We start from the raw sequence: 17,432 nt of genomic DNA on the forward strand, positions 1-17,432 counted from the left end.
GACTTTTTATGTTGTGTACCAGGAAAGTATCTATTGAAGAATTAAAATAGATGTATATAGGAGGGGACGTAATGATTCAATTAATTGTAAACGCAGATGACTTCGGATTAACACGAGGGGTAAACTACGGTATTATTGACGCGCATGTGAATGGGTTTGTTAATTCCGCAACGATGATGATGAATATGCCGGGTTTAGAACATGCCGTGCAATTAGCGAAGCAATATAAGACGCTCGGAGTTGGAGTACATCTTGTATTAACAGCAGGAAAACCGCTTCTTTCTGATGTACTCTCTCTTGTGAAAAAAGATGGTTCGTTTCATTCGCAAAGTACGGTGTGGGAAGGAAGGGTAGATCCATATGACGCCGAGCGAGAGTGGGCCGCGCAAATTGAAAAGTTTTTATCATATGGCTTAACACCGACGCACCTTGATAGTCATCATCACATTCACGCACTGCCAATTTTGCATGACGTCTTAGAGCGATTAGCAGAGAAATATCATCTTCCGGTGCGCCGCTGTGAACAAGAGTGTGCAGTACGCCCATTTTCTGATGTGTTTTTTCACGATTTTTACGGAGATGGTGTAACGAGCGATTACTTTACAAAACTAAATGGGCGTGTACAGGACGGGACAACCGTTGAAGTTATGGTGCATCCAGCTTATATAGATGCAGAGCTGGTGAAACGTTCGTCTTATGTCATGAAGCGTGTTGAAGAGTTACGTATTTTAACAGAGAGTAAGCTTCCAAGTGGGATGGAGCTTGTGAAGTTTTAGGAGTAGTAAAGAAATGAAGTTGACCAAAAAAGTCCACTTTTTGGTGTGATCCAGTTCTAGTGAATGGGCGATTCGCATGTTGAACGTTGTCGAAAGGTCTTTATACCTTGTCGAATCGCCGATAAATGTATCATTTCCGCCGATATATTACAGATAACGCCGATAAATGTATCATTTCCGCCGATATATTACAGATAACGCCGATAAATGCATTATTTCCGCCGATATATCTGGTGCTGGTAGTTGTGGTGCCCGATCTACTTCATAGTCAGTGTATTGTCCCCAGCCTATGAATTTTCTAAACTCCTGTTGTGTAAATAAAGAAAATGTAGATAGTCCCCATGAAATGATTACAAACATCACAACAATCATCATTCGAGAGAACCAGAGCCGATTTTTAGGCATGCGCAATGCAACTGCTATTTCTAGACTTGTTTATTCTATAAATCGTAACATAATTTGCAAGGATAATAAATTGAATATTTAGAAAATTAATGGTAAAATCCTCCAAAATGTGAGGAGGATGTAAGCTTAGCTTTTACAATACCGACAAAATCATTCCACTTATCGCACCAATTATAACAATAACCCACGGCGGCATTTTCCAAAAGGCAAGCATTGTAAATAAGAGTAATGCGACAACGAAATCAGCGGGCTGTATAACCGAGCTTGTCCAAATTGGATGATAAAAAGCGGCGAGTAAAATGCCGACAACCGCTGCATTTATACCAAACATAGCTCCTTGTACGTACGGTTTGCGGCGCAGTGCATCCCAAAAAGGCAATACGCCGACAACGAGTAAGAAGGCGGGAAGAAAAATAGCAATTGTCGCAATTGTTGCCCCGGCGGCTTCGTTCATAATTGCTCCGATATAAGCGGCAAATGTAAATAATGGTCCAGGAACGGCTTGCGTCATTCCATAACCAGCGAGAAATTGTTCTTTCGTTATATAGCCATTTGACACAAATTCATTTTCTAGGAGCGGAAGAACGACATGACCGCCGCCAAAGACGAGAGAACCTGAGCGATAGAAACTATCAAACATAGCAATCCAGTGCGAGAAAGGGCGTAATATCGGTAATAGTATTAATAAGAGAAAGAACAAAGATAGGCATAGCGCTGCGACTTTTCGTGAGATGGGAATAGATATTTCTGTTTCAGTTGTTATTGTGTGCTCCCTGTATAAGAGCCATCCCACGATGCTCGCGAATAGAATAACGATGATTTGTATCCAAGCTGTTTGGAATAATAGAACGGTAGCCGCTGCGATAACTGCAATCGCTATGCGGCTCCGGTCTGGTGTTAGCTTTTGCGCCATTCCCCATAATGCATGAGCGACAATCGCTACGGCCACTAGTTTTAAGCCGTGAATCCATCCCGCGTGTGCAATATCAATCTGCTGCAGTAACGAAGCAAACAGGACGAGCGCAAGAACGGAAGGGAGCGTAAATCCAAGCCAAGAAACAATAGCTCCAAGTATACCACCCCGTGATAATCCAATTCCGATTCCAACTTGACTACTAGCAGGGCCGGGAAGGAATTGACAAAGTGCTACAAAATCGGCATAGCTTCTTTCGTCCATCCATTTTCGCTTCTGAACGTATTCGTTATGAAAATAGCCAAGATGTGCAACAGGTCCTCCGAAGGAAGTGAGTCCAAGTTTTGTGGAAATGAGAAAGATTTCTGTTAATATTTGTAAGTGTTTTACGATACTTTGTTTAGAATTCATAGTGATAGGAGTCACCTTTTTCTTGAATAAATTTTCCTATAAATCTAGCGACTGCTTCTATACCCAGTCAGACACTCTCGCCCACTAAAAAAAGGGGCAGTTTTCCAATTTGTACTTATATATCATATCGAATCTATGTAAATAGGAAAATGACAAGAATGTAATAAATATGTAAAATTGCATATTTGAGAAGTAACTTTTTATGTTACAGTGAAAATGTAAGAAGATAGCCTCCTAACTATCTTTGAGCCAACGGATAATAGTTCTGCAAAATGACTTGTCATTGAGAAAGAACGAAAGAAACCTCTTCATTGAGGTTTTTTTGTTTCTTTCTTCTTTCTGAACGAATTGATTTTTAATAAAGGAATTCATTATAAAAACCACTTCAATCAATTTCAAGTGCTTTTCAATTGGTTGAAGTGGTTTTTATTTTCACATGTTTTAGGGTATTTTTTGTGGTTATATCAAAATATATAAATATACTTTAATGTTTCGACATATAAGTCGCTGCTATGCAGAATAATCATGACCTGCACTTGCTTACTCCCTTTGTTTTAAAACATTGCATGTGGCAGGAAAAGGCCCTGACCGCTTCTATGCACGGCCAGATGCTCTTGTCCTCCCGTAAAAAGAAAGGGGTTTTATGTCGGTTTTTTAATTTATATACATATAAAAGTTGAACAGCTTTAGTAGAGGCTAAAGCTGTTACAATCTCGCATCCTTCCAAAAATTAACTTCTAAATGAGAAGAAGGATTGTAAGGGAGAAGTGTATATCCTTGTGAATGAAGATAGTCAATGACTTTTGGTAAGATTTGTACAGTGACATTTGAATCATGCATTAAAATGACTTCGACTGGATTATCACTTTGATTTATTACTCGTTCCAATACGGCAGATGGATTATGAGCGCTTTTCCAATCGTATGTATCGATTGTCCAGTCCCACATTTTATAGCGAGATGCAACGAGAGCGTCGCGATAATTTTTCTTTAAATAGGGCATGCTGCCATAAGGAACACGAACGAGGTGTGTGTCAATTCCAGTGATGACCCGAACAATCTCCCGAGCTTGTTCCATTTCAGAAACTAAAATAGAGGGATCACCATTATAGAGGTACTTTGCATTATGAGACATACTATGTAATCCGAGATAATGACCTTCTTCAATGATTCGCTTTGTTGTTCGAGGGTAACGAGAGACGCGTCCACCGATAACAAAGAAAGTTGCTTTTCCATTTTTTTGCTTTAAGATATTTAAAATTTGTGCTGTATATTTGTTTGGTCCATCATCAAATGTCAAATAAGCCACTTTTGTTTGCGGAGTAGCATATTGATGAGGCAGTTGTGTTTCAAAATGAGAGATAGGGCGATTCTCATGTGAAGATACAACAGCAGCCTGCATAGGTGATAGAAAACATAAGATGATAGTAGAAAACAAACAAATAAGTAAAAGTGTTCGCTTAATCATGATGCTCACCCTAATTTGAAGATTGTACTGTTATCTTGCTCCAAGGCGGCCATTCTCAAACGAACTATATTTTGGAAAACAAAAAAACAGGAGAATTTCTTTAAAGAGATTGTCCTGTTTGTATATTTTTATTTTGTATTGGTTATATTACTTTTATTCTTCACGTCTTTTTACTTTTTTATAGACTGAAATAATTGGTTTATAGCGATCATGGACAAGACCGATAATCTCTGCCACAATTTCAGTAATTAAAATAAGAAGAAATAGAAGAACAATGGAGAGCCATAATGTTGCTTTTGAAAAAATAATGGCATTCACACTAAAGAAAATACCAAATGCATAAATAATTAGCACCGTTGTTCGATGAGAGAACCCTATTGCAAGTAAACGGTGATGCAAATGCGATTTATCTGGTGCTGAAATTGGTTTCTTATTTACAACGCGGCGAATAATCGCAAATGTTGTATCAAAGATTGGTACCCCTAAAATAATGATTGGAACGATAAAGCTAAACAATGTTACGCTTTTGTATAGTCCAAGTAATGATAGTACCGCAATACAATATCCTAAAAACAGAGCCCCTGTATCTCCCATAAAGATTTTCGCTGGATGAAAGTTATAGAATAAAAATCCGATTGTACTTGCTAATACGATGAGTGCAAGCGGTAAAATGATTGCACTACCGGCACCAGTTACACTAGTAGCAGCCATGTAAGCTAACGTTGCAAGAACAATGGAAGAAATACCAGCTGATAATCCGTCAAGTCCGTCAATTAAATTAATAGCATTTGTAATACCAACAATCCAAAACACTGTAATTGGATAAGATAGCCACCCAAGTTCAGTTTCTCCTAAAATTGGAATGTAAAGCACTGGTATTTGTAAGTTTTTCACGATTAACAATGCGACTGCAAGTTGTCCGCCGAATTTTACTTTTGCAGATAATTCATACATATCATCTAATATCCCAATGATAATGATGATGACAGCACCTATACTAATCGATACGATCCGCTGTTCATACAAGCCGCTAACGAAGCATCCTATAACAACTCCGATAAAGATTGCCAGTCCGCCAAGACGAGGCATAACGCTTTGATGTACTTTACGAGCATTTGGCTTGTCTGTTGCCCCAATCTTAAAGGCTAATTTAATTACGAAAGGGGTAGCAATCAGTACGGTAATGAACGATGCCAAAACTGCATAAATAATTCGTGAGTCCATTAATACCCCACCTTTTATATTTTAACGTATTGAAATCTCTCTTTTACTTCAAAATTCAATATATGTTTTTGGCTCATAACATATGGTATCATAAAAAGAGTGGATTTCAATCTTTTTTTCGCGTGACTTTAAATTGTAATAACTGAAATATATGACATTTTCAAAGCGAATTATAGATGAAAAATTAGTCTTAATATGGATGTTTTACAGAAAAATATGTATGTTCCTTATTTAATTATATGAAGGTTATGATAGGATTGTGTAAATATATGCGTTGAGGAAATAGCAGAATAAAGGTGGATGCTTTTCGTGTTACGTGCTATTAGAAGAAGGTTGATTTTACAGGTAGGAATTGCTGTGTAATTAATATAGAGCTATATAATGATATATTTTTTATAGGGGGAGAAACCATGATTTTAGTTGTTGGTGGGGCAGGATATATTGGAAGTCATACAGTAAAACAATTGTTAGATCAAAAATTTGAAGTGGTTGTATTAGATAATTTATCAACTGGTCATCGTGAAAGTGTTGATGAGAGAGCGATCTTAGAAGTAGGAGATTTAAGTAACGCGGCAGATTTAGATCGTGTATTTAGTAACTATTCTATTGATGCTGTTATGCATTTTGCGGCAAATAGTCTTGTTGGTGAATCTGTTTCCAATCCATTGAAATATTATAAAAATAACGTGACAGCAACGATTACGTTGCTAGAGAAAATGATGGAGCATGGGGTAACATCATTTATCTTCTCTTCAACAGCGGCAACGTACGGAATTCCGGAGACAGATATGATTACAGAAAAAACTGTAACAAATCCAATTAATACATATGGACGCTCTAAATTAATGGTTGAGCATATTTTACAAGATTTTCATGCCGCTTATGGCATGAAATATGTTGTACTTCGCTACTTTAATGCAGCGGGAGCTCATGTGTCAGGAACAATTGGAGAAGATCATACGCCAGAGACACATTTAATTCCGCTTGTGCTGCAGCACTTATTAGGAAAACGTGAATCGATTTCTGTCTTTGGTACAGATTATGATACACATGATGGTACTTGTATTCGCGATTATATTCATGTGACAGACTTAGCGGAGGCGCACATTTTAGCGCTGCAAAGTTTACAAAATGAACAAAAAACAAATGAAGTATACAACTTAGGAAACGGAAAAGGATTTTCTGTAAAAGAAGTGATTGAAACGTGTGAACGTGTAACTGAGAAGAAAGCAAATGTGACTCACGCAGAGCGCCGCGCTGGAGATCCAGCAAGGCTTATCGCTTCATCAGAGAAGATTTATAACGAATTAGGTTGGAAGGCAAAGTATTCGCTTGAAGAAATGATTCAAACAGCTTGGGAATGGCATACATCCCATCCGAATGGATATAGTAAGTAAAAACAAGTCAGCTGCTTACCTGCAGCTGACTTGTTTTTTTACAAAAGCTTAAAAATGAAACGAAGGATGTCTCATATAATAAAGGGAAACGAACCATAAGGAGGAGGTGTGTGTATGAAAATTACGGTGGTAGGTACTGGATATGTCGGGTTAGTGACAGGGATTGGATTAGCGACACTTGGGCACTCTGTGACTTGTTTTGATATTGATGAACAGAAAATACGGTTGTTAGAGGAAAATGAACTGCCGATATATGAACCGGGGTTACAAAAATTATTGGAAGATGCTGTTTTAAAGCAGAAGCTATCGTTTACTTCAAAGAGAGAAGAAGCTTACGAGGCAGTTGAGTATATTTTTGTGGCGGTTGGTACACCTTCCTACTCAGATGGATCTGCAAATTTAACACATATTGTAAATATGTGCCGTGATATTGGGATGTATGCTAAACAAGATGTGATCGTTGTGACAAAAAGTACGGTTCCTGTTGGAACAAATGATGCTATGAAAGAATGGATTCAGGCGGCATTGCAAACAGATATAAGTGTCCATCTTGTATCAAATCCGGAGTTTTTACGAGAAGGCTGCGGCGTGCACGATTTCTTTCATGGTGATCGCATTGTAATTGGAGCGGAAAAACCAGAGATTGCGAAGCGGGTTGCGAATCTTTATAAGTCGTTGTCAATTGAAGTGTTTACAACGGATATACGTAGTGCGGAGATGATTAAGTACGCATCGAATGCTTTTTTAGCGACGAAAATTAGCTTTATCAATGAAATTTCAAGTATATGTGAAAAAGTACAAGCTGATGTGACAGAAGTGGCAGCTGGGATGGGGATTGATAAACGAATTGGTCCTCATTTTCTGAAAGCGGGTATTGGGTATGGCGGTTCTTGTTTTCCAAAAGATACAAATGCACTTGTGCAAATTGCGGGGAATGTGGCTCATGATTTTAGGTTGCTAAAAGCGGTTATTGAAGTGAATAATAAGCAGCAAGCTTCACTTGTGGAAAAAGCAGAAAAGGTCATGAATTTACAAGGGAAACGAGTTGCTGTTCTCGGTCTTTCGTTTAAACCAAATACAGATGATATACGAGAAGCTCCGTCTCTTCTAATTATTGAGCAGTTATTGGCACGAGGAGCTCATGTTATTGTGTATGATCCGAAGGCGATTTTACATGCAAAGCGCATCTTTATGAACCGAGTACAATATAGTATGGATATAAGCGAAGCAATTATAAAAGCGGACGCAGCATTTATTGTAACGGAGTGGGAAAGTATTCGAACGTATCCGATTGCAAAATATGTACAGCTTATGAATGAGCCAATTGTATTTGACGGAAGAAATTGTTATGTATTAGAAGAAGTGGAGCAATATGCTGTTGATTACTATTCCATTGGTAGAAGGGTAATTCGAAAGCGAGATGTTTCACATATCTTTTAGGAAATATTTCCTTTTGTCATTTCAGATTCTCATATATAATAACAATTGTTATCGTACATGATGAATTGAGACATTGAAAGAAGAGAGGAATTGAATATGACAGAGCGCATTAAAGTAATGACGATTTTTGGAACGCGTCCGGAAGCTATCAAAATGGCTCCTCTCGTGTTAGAATTGCAAAAACATTCACAGCAAATTGAGTCTATTGTGACAGTAACAGCGCAACATCGTCAAATGCTGGATCAAGTGTTAGATATTTTTGATATTAAGCCGAATTATGATTTAAATATTATGAAAGACCGTCAAACGTTAATTGATATTACAACTCGTGGTTTAGAGGGTTTAGATAAGATTATGAAAGAAGCGAAACCAGACATCGTTCTTGTACATGGTGATACAACGACGACATTTATTGCAAGTCTTGCTGCCTATTATAATCAAATTCCAATTGGTCATGTGGAAGCTGGTCTTCGTACGTGGGATAAATATTCTCCATATCCAGAAGAAATGAACCGTCAATTAACAGGGGTAATGGCAGATCTTCATTTTGCACCAACAGCGAAGTCTGCAACAAACTTACAACAAGAGAATAAAAAAGAGACAAACATTTTTATTACAGGAAATACAGCAATTGATGCGTTAAAAACGACAGTAAAAGAATCATATACACATCCGGTGTTAGAGAAGGTTGGAGATGATCGCCTTGTTCTCATGACAGCACATCGCCGTGAAAATTTAGGAGAGCCGATGCGTAATATGTTCCGTGCCATTAAACGTCTTGTCGAGACACATGAAGACGTGCAAGTTGTATATCCAGTACATATGAATCCTGTTGTTCGTGAAATTGCTGGAGAAATTTTAGGGAAGCATAATCGCATTCATTTAATTGAACCGCTTGATGTCATTGATTTCCATAACTTTGCAGCACGTTCATACTTAATGTTAACAGATTCTGGCGGTGTGCAAGAAGAAGCACCATCACTTGGTGTGCCAGTTCTTGTTCTACGTGATACAACAGAGCGTCCAGAAGGTATTGAAGCAGGTACATTAAAGCTTGCAGGTACAGATGAAGAAACAATTTTCAGCTTAGCAAACGAGCTACTATTAGATAAAGAAGCGCACAGCGCAATGGCAAAGGCATCGAATCCATACGGTGATGGTCAGGCGTCAGGGCGTATTGTGAAAGCAATTGTAGAATATTTTAATAAATAATAAATTTTATTTTTGGTAAGAGGAAAAAACAGCTGCCCCTGGAGAGGAGACAGCTGTTTTTTAATGTGTGGACATTTGCCATTCTTCATCTGACTCATGATTGGATGGAGGTGTCTTTTGTGTATTTGAATTATGATTCGGTTTAGTTGGTTCTTGTTTTCCAGCCTGTGTATTTGAATTATGATCAGGTTTAGGTGGCTCTTGCTTTCCCTCGTCTGTATTTGAGCCATTAGCTGGTTTAGCTGGTTCTTTTGTTTCAGGTTGTTTTTGCGTATCCGGAGCAGGAGCTTGTGCTTCAAGTTCTAAGTTTTGCATAAAGGTCTGGCGAATTTCTTGAATGCTTAATTCGTTTGGAACGAAATAATAAATGCCATCTATTTTCGTATCTTCGCCTTCCAATTTTACGGTTTGAATGTTAGATGGATCAAAGCCAGAGAATTTCTTATAGAGTGCAAGACCATCGGATACAGGTATGTCAGTTTTGACATATTTCCCAATTGCTTTTGCAAGATCATTTATTTTAAATACAGTAGAAGCTGAATTTAACTCCTGTACGACCGCTGCAAGTACTTGACGTTGACGAGCGGCGCGTCCAAAATCACCATTTGGATCTTGCTTTCTCATCCGAACATAAGCTAATGCTTCTTCTCCGTTTAAATGCTGTTGTCCTTTTTTAAACTCAATCTTTTTGTAATAGTTCACATCAGATCGTTCCCAAAAATCAAACGGAACATCCACTGTAACGCCGCCAACAGCATCGACAATACCTTTGAACCCTTTAAAATCCAGTTTTACATAGTGATCCACAGGTACTTTTAAAAAGTTTTCGACCGTGTCTTTTGCCATTTTTTCTCCGCCGTAGGCATGAGCTGCGTTTATCTTATCTTTTTTATCACGCCCCACGATTGTCACACGTGAATCACGCGGGATGCTCATTAAAGATACTTTTTGTGAATTTGGATTAATTGTCGCAAACATTAAGGAATCAGTTCGTCCATTTTCGCCGCCTGTTGCATAATCTTCAATTCCCATAATTAAAAGACTAAATGGTTTTTTCGTAATTTCTACATCTTCTGTACGGAGTTTAGATTTATCGTGCTGCAACCCGCTGTAAATTCCCATTAAAGAAGAATAGGAATTATAAGCATAAACTCCTCCGCCTCCAATAAGGAGAGCGAAAAAGAGGAATATAAGTCCTCTGCGTCTTCTTTTCTTTTTTGTTCTTCTATTCTGGAGATGACGATAACGATCTTCCATAAATAATCTCCTTTAAGTATAAATTAGTGTTGCACTATATCTTGTTCTAGATATAGCATCTCATCTTCGTTAATTGTACATTTCCCATTTGTGATTTCAATCATCCATTCTGTAAATGATTGTTTTTGATCTTCCACCACATATGTATCGAACGTGACGTAATCTAAGTAGTGTATGTCTTTAATAGCATATATAGAGTTGCGTAGTTCATTTTCAACTTTTCCAAGCAATGTATAATCAATTTTTGTTTTCATGACGCGCATCAATTTTCGTTCAACGATGCCGACATAATTGAGACCTTCACTTGTACATTTCCCGTATGCACGAATTAAACCGCCTGCTCCTAGTTTAATGCCCCCGAAATAACGTGTGATAACGACCACAGTATCTTTTAAGTGCCGCTTCTTTAATACTTCTAGAATGGGTACACCAGCTGTGCCGCTCGGTTCTCCGTCGTCGTTTGCTTTTTGGATTTGGTCATGTTCACCAATTAAGTAAGCGGAGCAGTTATGGGTTGCATTCCAATGTTGTTTTTTTATTTTTTGGATAAATTCTTGTGCTTCTTCTTCTGTTGTTGCGCGGCTTACATAGCAAATAAAGCGAGATTTTTGAATAGCTATTTCATGTTCGCCATACCCTTTTACTGTAAAATATTGTAATAGCAATGATATACGCTCCTATCTTTGTAAATTGCAACTTTGACCCAAGCTGATCGTTAATCCTATGAAATCGGACTTTGATTCTATCTTAATTTTTTTCATTTCCTAGAAGGTGAAGGACTTACAAGATAAATAATCAGCACTTTTTATTCTAAAAGGGCTAGTTTTGAGTTTCAAATCTTTTTTGTAGAAGTTTAACTATTTCTATTATAATTTGAATTTTTGTATTGTAAATTGGTGAGATAGTATTTATAATTTTAACCTCTCGTTTTTTCGTCAGTTAATGCACCTTTTTCCATTTTCATGTACAATAAATAATAAAACTGTTTATAAGGTAGGTACGAAAATGAAAATAGCTATTGTAACTGATAGTACGGCATATATATCAAAACATGTACGTGAAGAATTAAATATATATATGATTCCTTTGAATGTTATTTTAGGAAATGAATCTTATCAAGAAGAAGTGGAAATTACAGCAGAAGATTTTTACGAGAAAGTCAGGGGCCAAGAAGAACTGCCGAAGACATCACAACCGGCTATCGGGAAGTTTGTTGAGTTATTTGAAGAACTAGGGAAAGAGTATGATGCGGTGATTAGCATACATCTTTCTAGCGGCATTAGTGGTACATATCAGACGGCAACGACAGCGGGTCAAATGGTAGAAGGAATCGATGTATATACATATGACTCAGAAATTAGCTGTGAAGTACAAGGTTTTTATGCACGTGAAGGTGCAAAAATGGCGAGTGAAGGAAAAAGTCCAGAAGAGATTATTGCTCGTTTTAATGAAATGAAGAAAACAATAGAAGCGTACTTCGTTGTTGACGATCTACATCATTTGCAGCGGGGTGGACGTTTAAATGGTGCACAAGCATTTATTGGAAGTTTATTACAAGTAAAGCCGGTATTATATTTCCGTGATAAAGTTATTATTCCATTTGAAAAAATCCGTACGCGTAAAAAAGCATTAAAACGTATTGTAGAAATCTTTGATGAACAAGCAAGTAAAGGTGTCCCGGTGGAAGCTGTTATTATTCATGCGAATCGAGAAGAAGAAGCGAAAGAATGGGAGCGGGAATTGAAAGAAATATACCCGCATGTTGAATTTCGAATCGGTTATTTCGGACCAGTAATTGGGACGCATTTAGGTGAAGGTTCACTTGGATTAGGTTGGTATACAAAATAAAATGAAGCTCTCTTTCAAGTAGAGAGCTTTTTTGGGTAAAAATATAAAAAATAAGTTTTATTACTTACTTTTTATAAGAAACTATTTTATAATAAAGGTGAGGTGAAACATATGGAACATAATCCGTGTTTATGTCCAAAGTTCGAGTCTGCTTTTACCCTTCTTAGTAAAAAGTGGACAGGTTTAATTATTAAATCATTATTAGAAGAACCGAAACGATTTCGCGAAATTGCTGATATTATTCCAAATATGAGCGATCGTATGTTATCAGAGCGCTTAAAGGAATTAGAGAGTGAAGGAATTGTTGTGCGTGCTGTTTATCCAGAAGTGCCAGTACGTATTGAATATGGTTTAACGGATAAAGGGAAAGCGCTAGAGAGTGTCATGCAAGAAGTACAAAAATGGGCAGAGAAATGGGTTCATTAATAAAGTGAAACTTCCATCAGTGGAGAGTTTTTTCATCTCCCACTGATGGTTAGCCCGCCCATCTTCCTCGTTTCTCTCTGAATCTTGAGGTGGGGGTCTTACTGCCCGTTAATGCGGGATAAAGTGAAATTGTAATGAGTGGGAGCTTCATACTAGTCGTTGAATCACTCGGAATTTTATTGCTAAAAAGTGCAAGGCGGTGCCCTTGCACTTTTTATTTTTTCTGGTGATGAAAGTATTTGGCCGTGCATAGCAGCGAATTATATGTTGAAAAATTAAAATGTTATATGAAAATAATAGAAAAAAAGGTAGACTGGTAAATTATTCTATGTAATAATAAGGGAGTTTGAGTGTGTTACATAATTGTAAAAGAACTGAAATTATACGACAAAAGAAAAAGAATTACCACTCCATTTCTTTACTTATCTACAAAAAAACACAATATTAGAATGGAAGTGTCAAAAAACTACAAGCATAATATTACATTTCTTTTACAAAAGCGTAACATTACAAAAAAACATTGGTAATTATGGTATAAATTTATTAGATAAATTCGGGAAAATAAGAAAAAAGAAAGCGGTGTAAAACACAATGAAAAAAATAAAAATCGCATCTTGTGCATTAGCTGCAGGATTTATGATGTTTTCAGTAGTAACACCAAACGCATTTGCTGAAGATGTAAATACACAAATTCAACAACAAAAAGACACTTTACATAAACAACAACAAGAACGTGATGAAATCCAAAAACAAATGGATGAATTAAAGAAGAAAATTCAAGAGTTAGATAAGTCTGTTCAAGATAACGAATCGAAACTTGCTGAGACGGTAAAGCAAGTAGAAGAAGCACAAAAACTAATTGAACAAAAAGATAAAGAAATTGCAGAGTTACAAACGAAAATTGCACAACGTGAAGAACTGTTGAGAAAGCGCTTAGTTTCTCTTCAAGAGAAACCAAACACAAACGTTGTAACAGAAGTAGTTGTAAACTCTAAAAGTCTTGCAGATTTAGTTGATCGTTTAACTTCTGTTTCACAAATTCTTGCGTCTGACCAAGATATTATGAAAATGCAACAAGATGATCAAGCTAAAGTGAAAAAAGATGTAGCACTTATAAAAGAAAAACAAAAAGACTTAAAAGAAGCACAAGCAAAAATTGAAACTGCGAAAAAAGAGCTTGATACTGAGAAAGCGAAAAAACAAGCAGCAATAGATGAGTTAAGTGCAAAAATGCAAACGGTTGTAAATGGAATGACTAGCACAGAGAGTCAATTAAAAGACTTAGAAAAACAAGCTCTATATTTACAAAGCTTAGCTGAGAAAGCAGCACAACCAGCGCAACCAGCGCAACCAGCGCAACCGGCACAACCAGCACAACAACCAGCAAATAATGGTGACGGACAAGCTAAACCTCCTTCTAATACGAAACCAGTACCAGCACCATCTCCAGGACCAGCGCCTACTCCTGGTATACTTGGAAAAGCGCAGCAATACCTTGGTATGCCATATGTTTGGGGTAGTGCAAGCCCATCTAACGGTGGATTTGATTGCAGTGGTTTCATTTCTTACGTTTACGGTGTAGGTCGTCAAGATGTAGCTGGATATTGGAATTCTACTCAGCATATTAGCGATCCACAACCTGGGGATTTAGTATTCTTCCAAGGTACGTATAAAGCAGGTCCATCTCATATCGGTATTTATGCTGGTAATGGACAAATGATTCACGCTGGTGATAGCGGAATTGCATATTCTAGCTTGAGCAGCAGCTACAACCAAAAACATTTCTTAGGATACGGTAGATTCTAAGATTTCTAATGAAATAAATTACGTGTATAAAGTCGATAGCTTACTATTTTAAGAGTAGGTTATCGACTTTTTTGCTTTTTTACAAACTCTTTCTATGTTTTTATAGTAAAAGCAGAAAGGGGGAGCAGGATGCTAGAGGGTCGCCAATTATTGTTAGAGGAAGTATCTGTACCAAAAGAAGAACTGTATCAGTTGGAGCGAGAAGGCTATATTCGTTATGAAAAAGGTGTTGTAAAGAAAAACTCTCGTTATATGTGCCAGCGCTGTGGAAATAAAGAGCGGCGACTATTTTTTTCATTTTTATGCTATCGCTGTGATAAAGTATGTGCGTATTGCCGCAAATGTATCATGATGGGAAGGGTGAGTGAGTGTACAGAGCTCGTTCGCTGGACTGGTCCTATACAAAATAAAGTGATCACGAATTGTTTGAAGTGGAACGGTCAGTTATCAGAAGGACAGCAAAAGGCTGCAGACGGAATTGCCTGGGCGGTAGAGCGAAAAGAATCATTTTTCGTCTGGGCCGTGTGCGGTGCGGGGAAAACAGAGATGTTATTTTATGGTATACAAGAAGCGCTGCACCGGGGAGAACGGATTTGTATTGCCACGCCGCGGACAGATGTGGTCCTCGAACTTTATCCGCGTTTACAAGAAGTGTTCCCGTCTGTTTCAATTTGTGCATTATACGGGGGAAGTGACGACTTATCTAAAAATGCGCAGCTTGTTATTTCGACAACGCATCAACTTCTCCGTTATTATAGAGCGTTTGCTGTGATGATTGTGGATGAGATTGATGCTTTCCCTTATTCAATGGACGACACGCTGCAATACGCAGTTCGCTTTGCTAGTAAGGAAAACGCTTCGTTTATTTATTTGACAGCGACGCCGTCTAAAGAGTGGCAGAGAAAGCTTCGTAACGGAAAACAAAACGGCGTGATTATTCCGGCCCGCTATCATCGTTATCCTCTCCCTGTACCTATTTTTCGCTGGTGTGGTAATTGGCGAAAATCTATCGAAAAGAAAACTTTACCTCTCGTCATTTTGCGGTGGCTCCATATCTATTTAGAAAAACAATATCCTATGTTTTTATTTGTTCCTCATGTTTGTTATGTAGAAGAAATCGTTTCTATTTTAAAATGTATCGATCATCGTATAGAGGGTGTACATGCGGAAGATGCAAAGCGGAAAGAGAAAGTGGCTTCGTTTCGAAAAGGAGAGATTCCGTTATTAGTAACGACAACGATTTTAGAGCGGGGCGTTACTATTTCGAATTTACAAGTGGCAGTGTTAGGGGCAGAAGAGCATGTGTTTTCAGAAAGTGCACTCGTTCAAATAGCAGGACGAGCAGGGCGCAGTCGTCATGCTCCTTTTGGAGATGTCATTTATTTTCATTACGGCAAGACAGAGGCGATGGTTGCGGCGAAAAAACAAATTCAAATGATGAATAAACGAGCGAAGCAAGAAGGGTTAGTTGACTAATGCATTGTCTTCTTTGCGACGATGTTGTCTCTGCTTTGCCAAGCTGGTTTTCTTTTTTTGTTGAACAAGATAAGAGATATGTATGCACATACTGCGAACAAAAATTTTCTTATATTATCGGAGATATTTGTGCGGATTGCGGAAGATCGTTTCAATGTCTAGCAGATGAATATAAGAAAGGAGAGTATTGTCAGGATTGTTTGCGCTGGAGGCAAGATTCGTTTTTTCGGCATGTGTATGTAAAAAATCGTTCTGTCTATGTATATAATGATTGGATGAAAGAAGTGTTAGCTCGTTTTAAGTTTCGCGGTGATGCGGCTCTTGTGCAACTATTTGCTGCTGCTTTTGCGAATGCTTTTCGGCAGTATTTTTCGCATTATGATTGTATTGTTCCTATTCCGCTTAGCTTATCACGTCAATATGAACGAGGATTTAATCAAGCAGAATTATTAGCGGCATGTTTATCTATTCCGGTGATGAAAACATCTCTAATGAGAAGTGATGCAGAGAAGCAAAGTAAGAAAACAAGAGCAGAGCGATTGAAACGTTCTCGGCCTTTTTATTTTACGGCGGAAGAGTCTTTTCATGGAAAGAATATTGTCTTAATTGATGACGTGTATACAACTGGTATTACGGTGCGTCAAGCGGCGCAATGCTTCTACGAAAGAGGTGCAACGAACGTTTCGTCTTTGACGTTATGCCGCTGATTTTTCATTTGGTCTCCTTCTTACTCATATATTTTGGCGCAAGTGGGCTTTCAAAGTGTTTCTATATAGGGAGAACAACACATCGCCATCAAGTTAAGAAATTTATTGTTCCCAAAAACGAAAAAACGCTATCCTTATTGTAGAAATATGCAGAAAGGATGGCGTCTTTTTATTCTTGGGTGTAGTTACTATTTTTAAAACGTATTTTAATATGTAATATTGCATATTAAAATGTATTGATAAAAATGTAAGCGCTTACTATGATAAGAGTATAAAGATGAAACACATCGTAATACCACAAAAGAGGAGGAAATCAAATGGCAATCGCAATGGCAGTTTTAAAATTTATAGGTGGATTACTTCCATTCGTACAAGAGCTTTTAAAAGCATTTATGTAAGTTCATATTCAGCAATCATTTATAAAAATGATCATACAAATAATCTGTATAACAAAGATGAATTGATGTACAGACCAGAGGAGGAAATCAAATGGCAATCGCAATGGCAATTTTAAAATTTATAGGTGGATTACTTCCATTCGTACAAGAGCTTTTAAAAGCATTTATGTAAGTTCATTATTCAGCAATCATTTATAAAAATAATCTGTATAGCAAAGATGAATTGATGTACAGACCAGAGGAGGAAACATTATGGCAATCGCAATGGC

16 protein-coding genes are annotated in these 17,432 nt (G+C 37.6%); 10 read left to right on the forward strand and 6 right to left on the reverse strand.

The features are described 5' to 3' along the window. Positions 1-71 precede the first annotated feature (71 nt). Entirely contained in the window at positions 72-776 is a 705-nt protein-coding gene (gene chbG, locus BM350_RS23920) for a chitin disaccharide deacetylase (RefSeq protein WP_090918022.1), read from the forward strand. Positions 777-947: 171 nt separating this feature from the next. On the opposite strand, the gene BM350_RS26550 is transcribed toward chbG, so the two are convergent. From BM350_RS26550 to BM350_RS23935, 4 genes are all read right to left on the reverse strand, one after another. Then, positions 948-1,181, reverse strand: a complete 234-nt coding sequence (locus BM350_RS26550) for a hypothetical protein (RefSeq protein ID WP_090918019.1) — start codon at positions 1,179-1,181, stop codon at positions 948-950. A gap of 133 nt (positions 1,182-1,314) precedes the next feature. Further along, entirely contained in the window at positions 1,315-2,505 is a 1,191-nt protein-coding gene (locus BM350_RS23925; protein WP_090918018.1) for a chromate transporter, read from the reverse strand. Positions 2,506-3,210: 705 nt separating this feature from the next. Further along, positions 3,211-3,972 (reverse strand): polysaccharide deacetylase family protein, encoded by a 762-nt coding sequence (locus tag BM350_RS23930; protein ID WP_090918016.1) that lies wholly within the window; start codon positions 3,970-3,972, stop codon positions 3,211-3,213. Positions 3,973-4,125: 153 nt separating this feature from the next. Further along, on the reverse strand, positions 4,126-5,196 hold the full coding sequence (locus BM350_RS23935) for a glycosyltransferase family 4 protein (protein ID WP_090918014.1): 1,071 nt from the start codon (positions 5,194-5,196) through the stop codon (positions 4,126-4,128). 410 nt (positions 5,197-5,606) lie between these two features. Here BM350_RS23935 and galE point away from each other — a divergent pair, with 410 nt between their 5' ends. The 3 genes from galE (at position 5,607) to wecB (ending at position 9,245) form a co-directional block, all read left to right on the forward strand. Further along, positions 5,607-6,593 (forward strand): UDP-glucose 4-epimerase GalE, encoded by a 987-nt coding sequence (gene galE / locus BM350_RS23940; RefSeq protein WP_090918012.1) that lies wholly within the window; start codon positions 5,607-5,609, stop codon positions 6,591-6,593. 114 nt (positions 6,594-6,707) lie between these two features. After that, positions 6,708-8,033, forward strand: a complete 1,326-nt coding sequence (locus BM350_RS23945; RefSeq protein ID WP_090918010.1) for a UDP-glucose dehydrogenase family protein — start codon at positions 6,708-6,710, stop codon at positions 8,031-8,033. A 96-nt stretch (positions 8,034-8,129) separates the two neighbouring features. Next, on the forward strand, positions 8,130-9,245 hold the full coding sequence (wecB, locus tag BM350_RS23950) for a non-hydrolyzing UDP-N-acetylglucosamine 2-epimerase (RefSeq protein WP_090918008.1): 1,116 nt from the start codon (positions 8,130-8,132) through the stop codon (positions 9,243-9,245). A 60-nt stretch (positions 9,246-9,305) separates the two neighbouring features. On the opposite strand, the gene BM350_RS23955 is transcribed toward wecB, so the two are convergent. Both BM350_RS23955 and BM350_RS23960 read right to left on the reverse strand, forming a co-directional pair. Continuing rightward, positions 9,306-10,502, reverse strand: a complete 1,197-nt coding sequence (locus tag BM350_RS23955) for an LCP family protein (protein ID WP_090918006.1) — start codon at positions 10,500-10,502, stop codon at positions 9,306-9,308. A gap of 23 nt (positions 10,503-10,525) precedes the next feature. Continuing rightward, a complete protein-coding gene (locus BM350_RS23960; protein ID WP_090918004.1) occupies positions 10,526-11,167 on the reverse strand; it encodes a YigZ family protein in 642 nt (213 codons plus the stop codon). Between the two features lie 340 nt (positions 11,168-11,507). Here BM350_RS23960 and BM350_RS23965 point away from each other — a divergent pair, with 340 nt between their 5' ends. From BM350_RS23965 to BM350_RS27755, 6 genes are all read left to right on the forward strand, one after another. Continuing rightward, complete coding sequence (locus tag BM350_RS23965; protein WP_090918003.1) at positions 11,508-12,350, forward strand: DegV family protein; 843 nt, start codon at positions 11,508-11,510, stop codon at positions 12,348-12,350. A gap of 111 nt (positions 12,351-12,461) precedes the next feature. Then, on the forward strand, positions 12,462-12,776 hold the full coding sequence (locus BM350_RS23970) for a winged helix-turn-helix transcriptional regulator (protein ID WP_020062835.1): 315 nt from the start codon (positions 12,462-12,464) through the stop codon (positions 12,774-12,776). 591 nt (positions 12,777-13,367) lie between these two features. Then, positions 13,368-14,582, forward strand: coding sequence for a C40 family peptidase (locus BM350_RS23975; protein ID WP_090918001.1), 1,215 nt, complete (start codon positions 13,368-13,370; stop codon positions 14,580-14,582). Between the two features lie 129 nt (positions 14,583-14,711). Further along, positions 14,712-16,058, forward strand: a complete 1,347-nt coding sequence (locus BM350_RS23980; RefSeq protein ID WP_090917999.1) for an ATP-dependent helicase ComFA — start codon at positions 14,712-14,714, stop codon at positions 16,056-16,058. Further along, positions 16,058-16,765 carry a ComF family protein gene (locus BM350_RS23985; protein WP_090917997.1) on the forward strand — a complete coding sequence of 236 codons (708 nt, stop codon included), beginning with the start codon at positions 16,058-16,060 and terminating at the stop codon, positions 16,763-16,765. The genes BM350_RS23980 and BM350_RS23985 overlap by 1 nt, the downstream gene beginning before the upstream one ends. A gap of 277 nt (positions 16,766-17,042) precedes the next feature. After that, positions 17,043-17,279, forward strand: coding sequence for a hypothetical protein (locus tag BM350_RS27755; RefSeq protein WP_170857765.1), 237 nt, complete (start codon positions 17,043-17,045; stop codon positions 17,277-17,279). Positions 17,280-17,432: the final 153 nt, after the last annotated feature.

Source organism: Bacillus sp. 103mf (assembly GCF_900116295.1).
Classification (GTDB): Bacteria; Bacillota; Bacilli; order Bacillales; family Bacillaceae_G; genus Bacillus_A; species Bacillus_A bruguierae.